This is a genomic window from Nocardia acididurans (assembly GCF_016741815.1).
GTDB classification, from domain to species: Bacteria; Actinomycetota; Actinomycetes; order Mycobacteriales; family Mycobacteriaceae; genus Nocardia; species Nocardia acididurans.
The window spans coordinates 368,799-382,570 of the sequence record NZ_JAERRJ010000004.1 but is presented as its reverse complement, the minus strand read 5'-3'; the positions used below and the strand labels follow the sequence as shown (position 1 = coordinate 382,570).

The window sequence follows — 13,772 nt, the reverse complement described above, 5'->3', positions numbered from 1 at the left end:
TCTGCCTCAGAAACGGTTGATCTCACCGTTGTGGATGCGCTGCCTGCGACGCTCACCGTCGATGTCCAGGTACGGGCACTCGGCCACGCCTTCTCGGAGGGTGACGCCGGAGTCCCCGGGTGCGATCCACAGCAGTTTCCCGGACTCCAGCCACGGCCTCAGCTCGAAGTCGTACTCCCGCAGCAGCCGCCGGTGTTCACTCCAGGCTCGCCACTGCCCGCCCGTGTCGTACACATCGTACTTCTGGCTGCCCCAGGTGTTCTCCAGCGGAATGTCGGTCGGCCGGATGGTGGCGAAATAGGTTGTGGCCCAGCCGGTATGACGCCCGATCGGAACCTCCGCCACGACCGCCCGAACCTCGGGAACCTCCAGCAACTGCGGAATGACATAGGGAGCATCGGGGCCGGGCTTGCACATGAACGGGGCCGCGGTCACCGGCTCGGCCAGGCGCACTGCCCCGCCCATCGCCAGCCAGGTCCGCGGCACCGGATTCACCAGTCGCCGAGCCGGCTTGTCCCAATCCCAGAACCACCCATCGAGATCCACATCATCCAGCGGCCACCGCACCTCGACCCCGGTGAACGGGCACCGAGACACCGAAACCTCCGGCAGCTGCGCCCGATACGCGTCCTGCAGCTCATACAGCTGATACAGCGCCTCTTTCCCCGCCGCCGTATATCCGTCCCCGCGATACTTCTCCCGCAGCCGGTTCCCCTCATCGAGCAGCGCCCGCCGGTCGCGCCCCTGCCCCGCGCCGTTCTCGCCCATCTCCCACACCTTCCGAGTCACCGTCCGGTGGTGCCTCGCGCCGACACGCCGATCTTAATCAGAACCGTCGACGGGCACTCCGCTGCATTGCACGATCTATGCCGTTTCGTCGATAACGCTGCGGATCAGGGTGGCGAGTTCCCGCAGCCAGGCGGCAGCGGCTTCGTCCGAGGAGGGGGCGTCCAATACCCAGTTGCCGTCCCATGTGACCAAGTGCCGCAGGGTGTCTGGCGGCTGGGGAGTGGCGAGAAGGGTCTCGATGGCCTCGACATAGCCTCGCAGAATCCTGATCTGGAGTGAACCCATCTGCTCACGCACCTCGTGGAGTCCGTCGCAGTCGGCAACCCATGTCCCTAGGAAATCGCGAACCTGCTCGATTGCTGGTGGCGATGGTCGGTTCAGCAGTTCGCGCAGTGGTTCAGGAATCTCCATGCTCTTCAATCTCTTTGATCAAGTCCGCATCGGCGAACAACGCTCCTGCTGGATCCGTCGCTCTTGCCTGGCCTGTTCGGGATCGGCTGGTCCGACGATCGAGTTCGGTGTCCTGTTCGGCCGGGGCTAGGTCGTCGTGCCGCGTTCCCGTTCGATCCGCCGGATCTCCGACTCGCCCCACGCCTGCCAGATCTTGATCTGTTCCTCGGTGGCTGGTTTGCGGCCCTTGGCTTCCATCTCTTCCAGCATCTCCAACTTCCGGGCCCATGCGGCCCTGATCTCCGGGTCGTCGGACAGCTGACTCATGGTCGGGCCGAGCACTTCTCGTGCTATCCGTTCCATCTCTTCCGGGCTGATCGGCAAAGTCCACCCCTCGCAAATCCTCTTCGGGTGCGACCAGCATCCCGCCTTCGGTAACCCAAGCACGAACCACTGTTGCCGCTTGTCGGTCGAGCGGGCAGGTGCGGACGCGCCGGTTGTTATGGCGCTGAATCACATGTACAGATCCTTCGCCTTCAGGATTTCTATGACCTGCTTGTTGTGGGCGGCGCGGCGCTCCCGCTCTTGCCTGGCCTGTTCGGGGTCAGCGAAGTGCTGGTGCAGCAGGATGAGGTTCTCCAGCGGCGTGATCGAGCCATCCTCACGGATCCGGTAGTGCGAGGAGGTTTCCCCGTCGTTGCTCTCCTGGTAGAAGTCGAGGTAGTAGCCGGTCTCGTCGTGCTCGGCGCGGACCCGAATCCGCTCGCGTGAGGAGCCTTCCGGTGCGACCAAACCGATCCGGACCCCCAGGGGCAGCGGATCCGGGAACGCGGCGATGTGGGTGGTCCCCGGAGTCAAGGTCCTGACAAAGATGTCTCGCACCCGATCGGGCACCATGTCTTCCGACGTCATATACGGCTCTCCTCTTCCTGCTACTAATCCTGGCGTGGTAGCGGCCGACCGGTCGAGAACCGCCAGGGCGCTGTCCTTTTCGGGTGCGCTGGCGTCGGCCGGCACGTCGAAGGCGCGGATCGCTGCGATACGTCGCCGCCGGGGGCATCGCTCAAGGGCCTGTAATAACCCGCACCGCCAGATCCAAGGTGTCCTCGCCTACCTCACCAATCTGGAACTCGCGTTCGGAAATATGCCGAAGCAACTCCGGCTCCGGCGGCAGTGCGTGCTTGCGCAAGTAGTGTGGCACCGCCCCGGCCCAGATCCACACCCCGTCGGTCCGAAAGTTCAGTGGCACATCCCGATCGCCGGGCGCGAACTCGTCGGTATCGAAGCTCCGCGCCGCCAGCACCACGGGGGCCGACTCCAAGTACACGAGCACTGATTCGAGCGCCTCTGGCGGCACCTCTGCCCGCTCAGCGAACGGCCGGCCCTGTGCATCCCGTCCGTCATACACCCGGGCCAACCGCGGTGCCGCCCCCGAACCACTCACCGTGAATCCACCTTCCCGTCCTGCCCAGCCTCTACCCGATCCTAAACGTCCAACCCACCCGCATCGCTTCGTGAGCATTATCGGGTAGCTTCTGTCGGTTCATTCCCACCGGAAGTCTTCCTCACGCAGGGGATCGGGGTGCCCGCGTTCTCTCCGTCGTGCGAGGGTTGCCTTGAAACCGAGCAGGTTCTTGGCGCTGCGGTCAAACCAGTCGATCACCGAGTCAGCCACCTTCTTAACTTCGTTGCCGTCGGTTATCACCCAGACCGGAAGATTCGGCTGATGGAGGTCGGCTCCATCGATGACGAGGAAGTTCGCTTCGGCTTCGGCGATCACCAGCATTCCGTCAGGATCGCGCAGGCCGACTTCGGACTCCGCGTATTCGATTGAAATCAGAGCGACGGTCTTGTCTTCACCATCGAGAAATACTCCGAAACCCGTTCCCATGAACCAGGGAGATGATCCGCTTCCCATAATTCTGAGTACTTCCCTGAAGGCGGCGGGCACGCCTTTTGCGTTCTGTCGTGCCACCATCTGGTCGATTTCATCGTCGGTGGCCCCGCGCGCAAATTCGGCACGCCAGCCCTTGTCGACTGTGTCGTCGAGGACCTGTCGCACAAGCTCTGCAGCGCTCGCCGCGTCCGTCATGCTCATCCCAATCCCGTCGAACCATGCGCCGACCCATTTCTGCCCGGCCGGAGAACCTTGTGTACTGACGTCGGCCCTCCGGCGTAGCTAGTCGCCTTATTGATGGTGCCGGATCATGTAGTTTCGTCGAGTGTGCTGCGGATCAGTGCGGCGAGGTCGCGTAACCAGGCAGCGGCGGCCTCGTCGGAGGTGGGGTCGTCGAGCACCCAGTTGCCGTCCCAGGCGACCATGTCACGCAGGGTTCCTTGTGGTTGAGGCGTGGCGAGAAGCGTATCGATGGCCTCGGCATAGCCTCGCACGGTCCGCACCCTGATCTGAGCGAGCGATGCCATCTGCTCACGCACCTCGTGTAGTCCGTCGCAGTCGGCGACATACCCTCCCAGGAAACCACGAACCTGATCGATTGCCGGTGGCGGTGGTTGGTTCAGCCGCCTACGTAGCGGTTCAGGAATCTCCATGATGGTCAGTTTATTCGATCTTTCCGGCCGGGAACGAGGTGAGGACCATGAAAGTTGGCGGATTGCCCGGGATTAGTTTGAGAACTAGCTTGACTTGGCTGGTTTGGGCGTAATGTGACGATCTTTCCCCGAATCCGTACTGGCCTCCATTCAGGAATCCTTCCCCAGTCAAATGCCCGGCATTGAAGGTAGCCTTGTAATCACCTGCAAGTGCGAGCTCGGTGCGAATTGCTTCCCAATTGGCCTGAATGTGATCGTTGAGTGTGCGGTTCATCGTGGCTGCGTCAGTCCAACGATAAGACCAGTTTTGTGCGTTGCTCCACGGTGGGTCGCCGAAGATCCTACCTTCGACGGTCCGCTCCCCGGGTGGGGCGGAGTGCCGTTCCAACGGGATGCTCGGGCCGTGGCGTTCGAGTGTGTGCGCGCCTTGTGACTCGTGTGCAGCGTCGTTCTCGGCGAGTCTCACCCTGGGCGGGGTATCACCAAGCGCTTCGTAGGTGTCCAGGGCTGCGCGCAGTTCAGCATCCGATGCGGCGTCCCTGGACCATGCGTCGTTCGGGTCGAGATTGTGGTGGTCCTCCGGTCGGGTTCCGGGTACGAAGCCGTCTTCGGTGGCCTGGGTGGTGGTGCCGTTGGGGTGGTGGGTGTTCCAGTGGCCGTCGGGTGGGATGCGGGGGCGGCGGTTGCCGTCGGGGCCGATTTCGGTGGAGCTGGTGAAGACTCGGCCGCGGGAGTCGGTCCAGGCGGGTTTGGTGGGGGCGAGGACGTCTACGCCGAGGTGGCGGGCCAGTTGGGTGGCGGCTCCGTTGGTGGAGGCGTCGCAGCCGATGAGGCGGATGGGGGTGCGGCCGTCCCAGTTGCTGTTGCGGAGTAGGCGGGCGAATTCCTTGGGGGTGTAGACGTGGTCGCCGATGCGGAAGTTGCCGTCGGCGTCCACGTGGGCGTCGACGGAGTAGCGGTCCGGGTCGGGTTGGACCTGGCGGGCGAGCTGGGCGACGGGGTCGGTGGGGTCGGGGTGGAAGGATGCGCCGGCGGCGGTTTCCTCGGGTTGTGGGTCGGGGGTGGTCGACGGCGTATCCGTGGAGGGGCTGTCGATGTCGGCGGCAGTGTTGTCCGTGGTGGGCGGAGTATCTTCTGCTGCAATGTTTTTCGGTGGGGTGCCCGGTCCGGCTGGCGTATCGGCCGTGGTCTGGTTGTGGAGCGGGGCCAGGGTGGTGGCGTCGTCGAGTGCCGCGTTGTCGAGAGCGCTGTCATCGAGCTTCGGCGAGTCCGGAAGCGAATCGGACTGTGGGGGAGTGTCTTCGGACGTTCTCGGGTTCTCCTGGTCCTTCGGCAGCGTGGTGTCGACGGGGGCGGAGTGCTCGGGCGCGGTGGTGTCCGGTGTGGCGCTGTTGTCGGAGGGACCGTTGTCGGGTGCGGTCGGGTCGATGGGCGCCGGGAGGCCCCCGTCGTCATCGCGATCGGTGTCCGGCTCGGTCTCCGTGGTTGTCGGCACGGCTGGGTCGACGACCTGGAGTTCGATGATGTAGCCCGTGGTTCCGTCCGGTAGCACGTGCGGGGTCACACTTTCGACTCGCACGACCTGCCCGGCCGGCAGTAGCAGTTCCCGGCCGGGATTGGGCGGATCCTTGTAGTGCAACCCGTCCGCGAAGTCGGAGATGTCGTGGGCCACGCCGCCCGTGACTTTGAACAGGATGTTCTCCCCGGGCTGCTCCCACCACGTCCCGCCGACCTCACCGGCGACCGAGGTGAACGCGTTCCAGTCGATGACGGCGCCCTCCGCGTGCTTGGCGAGGAAGGCGGGCAGATCCCATGGACGGATGGACAGCGACCTGAACAGTTCGGGCACCGCGGCCGGGGGGAGCTTGCTCAGGGATTCGTTGACCGCCCGCTGCAATTCGGTGACGGAGTCGACGTCAGTGTCGTTGCGCAGTCGGCGGTTCAGTTCTTCGTAGTAGAGCTTGGTGGTGTACAGGTCGATGACGAGGACGTCGCCGTGCGGGATTCCGTACTGGCGGGCCAGGCCCTCGAGGTCGGGTAGGTAGCGCTGGCGGCTGCGGTCGTTGTGGTTGTCGACGATGTACTGCACGGCGACTTCCCTGCTGACGCCGAACTTTTCGAGGGCGCGGATCAGCGCGTCCGGCACGATCGCGTCGACTTCGGCGTAGGTGACGTCGCGGCGTGGGACCGTGTCGGGGTCGGCGTGCTCGCCGCGGAGAGGCAGTCCCTCGTTGTCGGTGCGCGGCGGCTCGGGGCGTCGCAGGCCGATGTCGTCGGCCAATGCGTCGACGTCCAGTCCGGCGGCGGTCATCATCGCTCTGCGTTGCATGGCCGGTCCGTCGTTGCGCAGGACGTCCTTGCCGTCCCGCAGCACACCCGCCTGTTCTAGCTCGGTGCGCAGCTTCGCCCGAATGGCGTCGAGGTCGGCATCCGGCTGGTTGAGCTGATCGCGGAGGCTCTCGATGCGCTCGATACGGTCGACATCGGTGCTGGAGAGTTCACTCGCCGGGCTGTCCGAGGCCAGTGCTTCACGACCATCGGTGTTGAGCCGCGCAGCATCTCGGACCTCTGCAGGATCGTGCGCCGGTGTGGCGCTGTTGTCGGTGGGGCCGTTGTCGGGGTCGGTCGGTTCGATGGGCGCCGGGAGACCTCCGTCGTCGTCGTCATCGTTGCGATCGGTGTCCGGATCGGTGTGGTCCCCAAGGGTTTCCAGCATTGCCAGGAGGTCGGCCGGGTCGGTGCCGGCGCGTGCTTCCTGGCGCAGGGTGGCGAGTTTGTGGGCAGGGGTGCCCTGCTCGGAGGGGGTGTCGAGGTTGGGGTCGAGCCAGGCGCGGTAGGCGGCGTGGTCGAAGTCGGGGTGGTTGGCCAGGTCGGTGGCCAGGTCGTGGAGGCGCTGGACGGCGGTGTCGATCTGGCGGCGCAGGTCGGCTTCGTGGCGTCCGCGTTCGTCGGGTGTGGCGTCGGGGTCGGTGCGGTCGAAGTGGTCGCGGGTCGCCTGTTCGACGTCGGACAGGGCATCGGCGCGCAGGGATGCGAGCGCGGGGCCGATGTGCCACGGGGTCATTTCGCGGTCGACGGCGTCGAGATCCTTGTCGGCCCAGCGGACTTCGGGGTCCTGCTCGGATTGGAAGCGGACCAGCGGTTCGTGCTTGGTGTTCGGGTCGGAATCGAACTGGTGATCCTTGATGATCTTTTCGAAGTTCCGTTGCCGTTGATACTCGTTGGCGGGTTCCCAGTACAGGTGCGGGCCGTGCTGGATGCCCGCGCCGGCTTCGATCAGGTTGTCCTGGTGGAACTGGAGTTCCTCGGGGGTGAGGCGGGTGCCGTCGGCGTGGCGGATGTCGAACAGGTCGTGGTCGCCGGTGATCGGTTTGTACTCGTCGCCGACGCGGCCCTCGACGATGCCCTCGTCGGTGACGCGGAAGTCGCCTTCCTCGATGAGCTCGTTCATGTGCTCTTCGTATGCGGCGTAATCCTTTTCGCGTTCGGCGAGACGGTCGCGCAGCTCCTTGATCTCCGCCTTCGTCATGCCGTCGGTGTTGGGCATCCGAAGCTGTCCGGGTGCGAACCGGCCGACGAGCCCCTTGGCGTCGGCCGGTGCGCCCAGCTTGATATCGAGGTCGTTGACCGTCTTGTCCTTGATGGGCATCGGTTTGGGCATCGCGCCGTCGCGCAGATGCCGGACCGCATCCGGATTGGTCGGTCGAACGTCGATGATCAGGCCGTGCTCGTCGGCGTAGTCCTGGATCTTGCGCTGGTTCTCCTGCGGGATGCCATATTTCGACTCGATCTCCTCCGGGGTCGCCGGAAGCGGGTCGGGTGGCACGGAGTCGTCGGGTGGTACGGAATCGTCGGGGGATTCTTGATTCGGCGGGTCGGCGGGCGGGTCCTGCCCGAGAACGTCCCAGCCGTCCCGGTTTTCGGTGTCGGAGGGCAGGACATCGGGCTGTGTGACCGGGTCGTGGGTGATCGGGGCGGGGGTGGCGCCGTCCGGTGGGGTGGGACGGAAGGTGCGCCAGGAGCCGTGGTCGGGCAGCACGGCGGGGGAGTCGGGGGAGTTTCGGACGCCGACCGCGCTGGTGGGGGCGGTGACTTCGACGCCGAGGGCGTCCGCGACCTGCTGTGCCCAGCCCATGTCGATGCCGCTGTGGCAGGACAGCAGGCGGATGGGGGTGCCGGGGATGTAGTTGGGATTGTTGCGAACGGCGTCGATGACTGCCTGGGCATCGATTTCGAAGCCGCCGTCGGCGGTGGGGCGGCCGAAGCGGTCGCCGTGCGCGATGACATCGTGGGCGCCCTCGTTGCGGACGTTGTCGAAGATGCGCCGGACTTCGGGGGAGTCGCCGAGCGCGGTCCGGTCGGGACCGTGGCGGACCGGGGGCTCGGAGGTGGGTGCCGGGTCGGGATCGGGGGTCCGGTCGTTGTCGTTGTCGGTGTCGTCAGTGCGTTCTTGGTCGAGTCGCTGTTCGGCTGCGGCGCGGAGGATCTCGGCTGCTTCGGCCCTGTCGATGCCGCCCAGGATGTCGACCGTGAATGTCTGACCGTCTCGGTCGATTTCGAAACGTGCGACAGTGACGGTGCCGTCCCGTTTGACGTGCACCTTGTTGTACTCGAAGCGGAGGGTGCCGTCGGCGTGCGCGCGCAGGATGGCTTCGCGGGCCTCGATCAGCGCCCGGCCTTCCGGGCTGTCCGGATCGATACCGCGGGCCCGCATCTCCTCCGGCGTTTCGAGCAGAAACCGGCGCAGGTTCTGATCGATCTTCAAGGTTCGTTCGAGGTACTCCGGGCTGCCCTGCTCCGCGTAGCCGTGCTCGGTGTCGGCGCCGCCGAGTCGCGCGGTCTCGCCGCCCTTGGCTTCGTTGACCACGAAGGTGGGTTCGTTCTGGTCCGGCGTGGCGTCGGGGTCGGGTACGAGAGCGCCCACGTCGATGGTGTCGCGGCCGTCGAAGGCTCCCTCGAATGGGGTGACCAGGACGGCGCCGGGCCGCTCGTCCGGGTTGGTGGCGTGGTCGATCGCGCCGAGTTCGCCCATGTCCTTGGACGTTTTGACCTTGTCGATACCCAGGTCGTTGTACTTGCGGGCGTGGTCGCGGAGATCCTCGAGCCGCTCGAGCTTCTCGAGTTTCTGGGCGTCGTCGAGGTTTTCGTCGTTCTCGATCGATTCCTGGATCTCGTCCACGCGTGCGTCGAGCTTCTCATTGCTGAGCTCGTGGATCTTCTGGATCCCGAACTCGCCCATGAGTTTCCGGACCTCGGCGGCTTCCTTCGCGCGGTCGACGTCCTGCTGGGCGGCGTCGGTTTTGTGCTGGTCCAGCTGCTGCTGGGTGTCCGAGTCGCCGACCGTGTACGGCACCGGCGGCCCGACATCGGCTTCGATATCGAACTCGACCTTGGTGAGGTGGTCCTCGATCCAGCGCTTGCCGTCGGTGAGGTTGAAGCCGGCATCGCGCTTGGTTCCCGGATCGTCGTCGTTGTGATGCCAGGTTCCGTCGGGATCGCGGTAGGAGTCCGAACGGTCGCCGGGCATATGCAGGCGACCTTCGTCGTCGCGATACATCCCAGGTGGTACCGGGTCCGATTGGTCGGTATCCGGTTGCGGCCCTTCGGTATCGGTGGGCGGGGTGTCGGTGTCGGGACTCAGTCCTGCGGCGGGCTCACCAGAATCATCCCGCGGGCGGGTCTGGTCGGGCTGGTCTGATCGATCAGCAGCGGGATCAGGCTCGGGTCCGTTTTCGAGATCAGTTGATCGATCCCGCGGATCTTGATCGGTGCTCTGGTCTGTTCGTCCAGCAGTGTCAGGGGTGTCGACAGCCGGCCCTGCAGCAGGTGGCCGACCGCTACCGCCATCAGGCCCCGTTGTTTGATCGTGAACACTTCGTTCACTCGGAACCGAATCGGTTCCGTCCCATCCTCGGAAGTTCTCTCGGAACTGTTCACCGGCCTCCTCCTCGACGGCATATGCCTCGTCCTCGCGCGCCTGCCGCGTCTCACTGCTCGGTTCGGGGTCTGCGCGGAACTGCTCCACGTGCTTGTACTCGTGCGCGAGCGTAGCGGCCAGCGTCTCATCGGTGGCGAAGGCCGCCGGGCCCAGGGATACCTCGATGGAACCGTCGATGCAGCGGGTGACCGCGGCAGCGCCCTGGTAATCCAGGTAGCGGATCTCGTCGGCGTCGGCGACCGGATCCAGGACCCGCACCTCGACATCGGAAAGATCGAAGCCGAGGATGTCGGCGACCTGCTGCACCGCCTCCATCGTCATCGGCGTATCCGTGCCGTTCTCGACCACGTCCGCATTGCTGCGCTCGGGATCTCGGGAGAACATATCGCCTTCGCGCGGCTTCGCGGCGGCCTCCAGGTCCGCCGCGGTGGGCAGCATGAAATCCAGGTTGCCGTGCAGATATTGGGCGAACGCCGGATCGAATTCGCTGAACAGCCGCCAGGGGGTTTCGGCGTTGTCCGGGTCGGTGAGGCCGAGTTCGCCGGTCAGTTCACCGGCTCGAGCGCGCAGGTCGGGGAGCTCATGCTCTCGGGCCGGGTCGTGATAGGCGTGCGCGAGATCGGTGACGTGCGTGCGGAGTTGGTCGAAGCGGTCGGACAGGTGTGGTGTGAGCGTGTCCGGCCGGTCGGGGTTCGGGGTGGCCGCAACCGGTTCGGTGTCGAGGCCGGGCAGGTCGAGGCTGGTGTCGACATCCGGCAGATCGAGGGGCTGATCGACATCGGGGAGATCGAGACTCGAATCCGGGTCGGGCAGGTCCAGACTCGTATCGAGGCCGGGCAGATCGAGTTCGGTGTCCTGTTCGGCCGGGGCTAGGTCGTCGTGCCGCGTTCCCGTTCGATCCGCTGGATCTCCGACTCGCCCCACGCCTGCCAGATCTTGATCTGTTCCTCGGTGGCTGGTTTGCGGCCCTTGGCTTCCATCTCTTCCAGCATCTCCAACTCCCGGGCCCACTCGGCCCTGATCTCCGGGTCGTCGGACAACTGACTCATCGTCGGGCCGAGCACTTCTCGTGCTATCCGCTCCATCTCTTCCGGGCTGATCGGCATCGGGCGTCCTTCCTAGATCGGTCAGCTTGATGTGGTACTTGCCATTCTTGAACGTGACGCTCTCCACCCGGAATCGGGTGCCGGGAGGGAAGACGACCTCGTCCTGCGCGGGGTTGGAGAACGAGATGTCCTTCCCGGAAATGGATTTGATGACCAGCTCGATATTGCTGTCGGGCATTGAGCTGGACTTGTCCGAGGATGCGAAGCCGGCGTCGGTCGGCGTCTTGCCCTGTGCGTAGTCGTCGAGGAATGCCTTCAGCTTCTCGGGGTCGGTGATGCTGAGCGACCGGAAGACGGTGCCCTCATGGTCGGGCAGTTTGTTGTAGGCCGAAATCAGCGTGCGGATTTCGGCGTCGAAGTTCGCGAGCGCCTCGGTGTCGCCGTTGCGGGTGGCGTCGTTCACGGCCTGGTTGAGGTTCATGAACTGGTTGCGGCGGATCGCGTCGATCTCCGCGTCCGTCAGGCGGGCGATCTCGGGATGCCGGGAGGTTTCGAGGTCGCGCGTCGCCTGAACCTGTGCCTCGTCGACCGGGTACTTGCGGGCGTACTCGGTGTCGGCGGCCGGGTCGTGGAAGCGCGGGTTGGCGTAGTACGGCTTGTCCTCGACGGGAAGCCGTGGTTTCGGAGTTGTGTTCTCCGGCTGGTTGTCCGGGGATTGCTGATCCGGATCCTGTTGTGCGGCTTCAAGATTGCGTGCCAGCCCCGGATCGTGCCCGGCCAGCAGATCCCGCACGGTGCCGGCATGGTTCGGATCGTTGAATCCGAGGTGCTCGAGGAGATCCCCCAGATCCTTGCGCAGCCTCGGAAGCTCTTCCGTGCGTGTGGAATCCAGCCGCGCTTGCGCGATTTGGTCCAGCAGTACCCGCATCTCCGCGAACCGTCCGCCGAGATGGGTGGTCATCCGGGCCGGGCGTTCGGTGACCGGGTCGATGTCGACAGCCGGATCCAGCGACAGCCTGATCTCCGCCAGCTCGTGCGCGACAGCGCGGGCTACATCCACTTCCCGCGCGCGCGGCGACACATGCACGTCGAAACCCGAACCATCCGGCCGCGCTTCGAAATCGGCGACCGCATTCCCCATGGTCGGGCCGACGGTAACGGAGACGGTGCGCCCATCGGGCAGCACGAACCGCCGCCCGAACCGATCGAAGGTGACACCCTCCGGCAGGATCTTGTCCAGATTGTCATGAATCTGATCATCGAGATCATCCCGATGCAGCCGCGTCTCGTCATCGGTCCGCGCGCTGCCGTGAAAGTCCTCGATCGGACTCGCGGTCCCACGGTCACGATCCTCGGCCGTCAGCTCTGGATCGCTCCGCCGCCCACCCAGGTCCCGTCCTGCCGGACCCGTCGAATGATCCGCCCCGCTATGCGCAGGGCCATCGAATCCTCCATCCAGTCCGCCATTCCGGCGTCCGGACCCGTTTTGCTGATCACCAGTTCCCGGTCCAGGTTCCTCTCGTCGCTCCCGAACCGGTAGGTCACTTCCGTCGGCGTTTCGGCTGTTTTCCGGTACACCACGTACAGCGCCATCGTTGTCCTGCTGTTGAACCGGGCCAGTTGTGTTGGGGTTGGTCAGTACTCCATCGTCCCGTGCGCCGGCCACGTCCCCGTCGTTCGGAACTGCCTGCGTGCCCAGGTCAGAGCCCGGGTTAGAGCCTTCGGTCCTTGGGTGATCTTCGCTCGGGATTGCAGGGTCGACTTGACGATTGTCAGCCGGTGCTCGCTGGTCGGTTTCGTGGGTTCGGTCAGTGACTCGACCGTCACCGAGTACTCGATCTCCCGGTCGTTCTCCCCTGTCAGGCGCAGGGTCACTCTCTCTTGGAGGGGATAGATCTGCATGCCCTGGATCGGTTGTCCCGTCCGGATTGCTTCGTCGTAGCTCTTCGCCAGGTCGTGTGGGTGCTGCCCGCTGCTGTGGACCGTGATCACCCCGGTCCGAGCGTTCACTATCAATCGGCCCCTGCCCAGGCTCTGTGGGCTGTAGGGGCCCTGTGCCTGTTCTTCCGGCGTCATGCGTTCCAAGCAGACCCATCCGTACTGGGTCTTGTACAGGGCCAACTCCCGGTGTCCCGAAATGACTCGGGCCTGTCGGAGGTAGCGTTCCACTTGTTCCGTGGTTTGGAGCTCCTGCACCAGTGATGCCTCCATTCGGGTCGATCGCTGTGAACCACAATGCTGCCGACCCGTCTCGCATGCCAGGGGGTGGGCTGGTAGACACCGCGCCTGATTGAGGATCCCACCACACAGGGCCGGTCGCGCCTGGCGGGAACACAATGACAGTGGCGTGGGAGTCCTCGACCACGGGTGTGCCGTCAGAGTTGAAGAGGAAGTTGCCGTTGGCGTCCACGGCGTGCCATTCATTGACCACCAGGGCGGCGGCCATCTCGCCCAGCTGGGTCATGTGGTCGTGGAGCCAATCGAACTGCTGGGCTACGGTACCTGAGTTTCCCCAGGTGAGCAGCCCTTCTCCGAGCCAGGCTTTGGCCCGGTCGAGACCGCTTTTCTCGCCGGAACGTCGGTCGATCGATCCATCGGGATTCTCGTCAGGCCATCGAGGAAGCGATACCAGCGGGCGGCCGAAGAAAGAGGACAATGCTGCCAGACTGCAGTCGAGACAGTTGTTTCCACGGCCCGGCTCGGTATCGCCGCCGTCGTTGATCAGCAGTCGGTAGAGGTGCGTGAGCGGGTTAGCGCCGACCTTGAACTCGTTGCCCTCGCGTAGGGCGTCCTCGACATCTGCCTGGTAACCAGGATCCTCCAGATCGTCCAGCTCTTGCTTCCCGATCTTGCGTGTTTCGGGCAGTCCGGTGGCGAGGTTGTCGGTGTTGGTGTTAGCGATGTCGTTGCTGATCCGGCGGATGTCGTTGTCGCTCAACGAGGGATCGGCGGGGTCGGTGGTGAGGCCGAGGTGTTCGCGGAGTTGTTGAAGGAGTTGGTCGGGGGTGGTGTCGGGGTTGTCGACGGTGGGGTTGAAGTGTGCGTCGGCGGGGTCGGTG

At 65.0% G+C, this 13,772-nt stretch carries 8 protein-coding genes and 1 pseudogene; all 9 read right to left on the bottom strand.

Annotation, left to right across the window (positions count from 1 at the left end; genetic code table 11):
- Nucleotides 1-6: 6 nt before the first annotated feature.
- Nucleotides 7-768: a hypothetical protein gene (locus tag JK358_RS12415; RefSeq protein ID WP_201946962.1), complete on the bottom strand. Its 762-nt coding sequence runs from the start codon at nt 766-768 to the stop codon at nt 7-9.
- Nucleotides 769-864: 96 nt separating this feature from the next.
- Complete coding sequence (locus JK358_RS12410) at nt 865-1,200, bottom strand: hypothetical protein (protein WP_201946960.1); 336 nt, start codon at nt 1,198-1,200, stop codon at nt 865-867.
- Between the two features lie 126 nt (nt 1,201-1,326).
- Nucleotides 1,327-1,542, bottom strand: coding sequence for a hypothetical protein (locus tag JK358_RS12405; RefSeq protein WP_201946957.1), 216 nt, complete (start codon nt 1,540-1,542; stop codon nt 1,327-1,329).
- A gap of 150 nt (nt 1,543-1,692) precedes the next feature.
- Entirely contained in the window at nt 1,693-2,091 is a 399-nt protein-coding gene (locus JK358_RS12400; protein WP_201946955.1) for a hypothetical protein, read from the bottom strand.
- Between the two features lie 151 nt (nt 2,092-2,242).
- Complete coding sequence (locus JK358_RS12395; protein ID WP_201946952.1) at nt 2,243-2,623, bottom strand: hypothetical protein; 381 nt, start codon at nt 2,621-2,623, stop codon at nt 2,243-2,245.
- A gap of 99 nt (nt 2,624-2,722) precedes the next feature.
- Nucleotides 2,723-3,277, bottom strand: coding sequence for an SMI1/KNR4 family protein (locus tag JK358_RS12390; protein WP_201946950.1), 555 nt, complete (start codon nt 3,275-3,277; stop codon nt 2,723-2,725).
- Between the two features lie 107 nt (nt 3,278-3,384).
- Nucleotides 3,385-3,729 carry a hypothetical protein gene (locus JK358_RS12385; RefSeq protein WP_201946948.1) on the bottom strand — a complete coding sequence of 115 codons (345 nt, stop codon included), beginning with the start codon at nt 3,727-3,729 and terminating at the stop codon, nt 3,385-3,387.
- A gap of 10 nt (nt 3,730-3,739) precedes the next feature.
- On the bottom strand, nt 3,740-7,180 hold the full coding sequence (locus tag JK358_RS40775) for a DUF8616 domain-containing protein (protein ID WP_504739710.1): 3,441 nt from the start codon (nt 7,178-7,180) through the stop codon (nt 3,740-3,742).
- Nucleotides 7,181-7,804: 624 nt separating this feature from the next.
- Nucleotides 7,805-13,387, bottom strand: a pseudogene (locus tag JK358_RS40770) (toxin glutamine deamidase domain-containing protein); the annotation flags it as partial.
- Nucleotides 13,388-13,772 lie beyond the last annotated feature (385 nt).

What these genes read in the sequence shown, in the direction of transcription:
- JK358_RS12415 (WP_201946962.1), bottom strand. Translation starts at nt 768, where the DNA reads ATGGGCGAGAACGGCGCGGGGCAGGGGCGCGACCGGCGGGCGCTGCTC.
- JK358_RS12410 (WP_201946960.1), bottom strand. Translation starts at nt 1,200, where the DNA reads ATGGAGATTCCTGAACCACTGCGCGAACTGCTGAACCGACCATCGCCA.
- JK358_RS12405 (WP_201946957.1), bottom strand. Translation starts at nt 1,542, where the DNA reads ATGGAACGGATAGCACGAGAAGTGCTCGGCCCGACCATGAGTCAGCTG.
- JK358_RS12400 (WP_201946955.1), bottom strand. Translation starts at nt 2,091, where the DNA reads ATGACGTCGGAAGACATGGTGCCCGATCGGGTGCGAGACATCTTTGTC.
- JK358_RS12390 (WP_201946950.1), bottom strand. Translation starts at nt 3,277, where the DNA reads ATGAGCATGACGGACGCGGCGAGCGCTGCAGAGCTTGTGCGACAGGTC.
- JK358_RS12385 (WP_201946948.1), bottom strand. Translation starts at nt 3,729, where the DNA reads ATGGAGATTCCTGAACCGCTACGTAGGCGGCTGAACCAACCACCGCCA.
- JK358_RS40775 (WP_504739710.1), bottom strand. Translation starts at nt 7,180, where the DNA reads ATGAACGAGCTCATCGAGGAAGGCGACTTCCGCGTCACCGACGAGGGC.